The sequence below is a fragment of the Sandarakinorhabdus rubra genome, from assembly GCF_010994245.1.
Classification (GTDB): domain Bacteria; phylum Pseudomonadota; class Alphaproteobacteria; order Sphingomonadales; family Sphingomonadaceae; genus Sandarakinorhabdus; species Sandarakinorhabdus rubra.
Genome location: NZ_WMHO01000411.1, coordinates 1 through 875, shown reverse-complemented (window position 1 = coordinate 875; position 875 = coordinate 1). Strand labels below are relative to the sequence as shown.

Sequence of the window (875 nt, the reverse complement as noted above, 5' to 3'; positions counted from 1 at the left end):
TGGCGGGCTGGTGTTTGCCGCGCTCGCTGCCGCGGCCGGGCTGGTGATGATCACCGAATGGGCCGCGATGCACCGCCAGCCGGCGCTCGGCCGCCGGCTCGGTCTTGCCGTTCTGGCCGGCGCCGCCATCCTCACCCATTTCGGTGACTGGGCTTCGGCGCTGCTGCTGCTGGGCGGGGCGGCCGGGCTGGGCGGGTTGTTTCTGGGCCGTCTTGGCGGCGGCGTGCAGGCCAAAGGTGCCCGCCTCGATCGCGGCTTCGTGCTGGGCCTCCTCTATTGCGCGCTTCCCGTTGTGGCGCTGATCTGGCTGCGCGCCCAGCCGTGGGGGCTGTATGCAACGCTGTTCGTGATGGCCGTGGTGTGGGGCGCCGACATCGCGGCCTATTTCACCGGACGGGCGCTTGGTGGCCCCAAGTTGGCGCCAGCCATCAGCCCCAACAAGACCTGGAGCGGCGCACTGGGCGGCCTTGCCGGCAGCCTGATTGCGGCCTCGCTGGTGGCGCTGATCTGGCCCGGCTATGCCAATGCCGCCGGGCTGCTGCGGTTGGCCGGGCTGGCGGTGCCGCTCGCCGTGCTGTCGATCCTGGGCGATCTGTATGAGAGCGGCCTCAAGCGGCGGGCAGGGGTGAAGGACAGCGGCTCCCTGCTGCCCGGCCATGGCGGCGTGATGGACCGGCTGGATGGCCTGGTGCCGGCCGCCGTGGCCGGCGCCGGGGTCTTTGCCGCCACGGGCTGGGCCGGATGACTCGGGCGCTGACCATCTTGGGCGCCACCGGATCGGTGGGCAGCCAGGCGCTCGACCTCGTCGCGCGCAACCCCGGCCGCTGGCAGGTCGAGGCCTTGACCGCCAACCGTGATGTCGACGGCCTGGCCAG

1 protein-coding gene and 1 pseudogene are annotated in these 875 nt (G+C 72.3%); both read left to right on the top strand.

The features are described from left to right. Nucleotides 1-745 (top strand): phosphatidate cytidylyltransferase (locus tag GJV64_RS14920; RefSeq protein WP_164158291.1); only part of this gene is annotated, 745 nt, incomplete at its 5' end. After that, nucleotides 742-875, top strand: a pseudogene (locus GJV64_RS14915) (1-deoxy-D-xylulose-5-phosphate reductoisomerase); the annotation flags it as partial. The gene GJV64_RS14920 and the pseudogene GJV64_RS14915, both read left to right, overlap by 4 nt.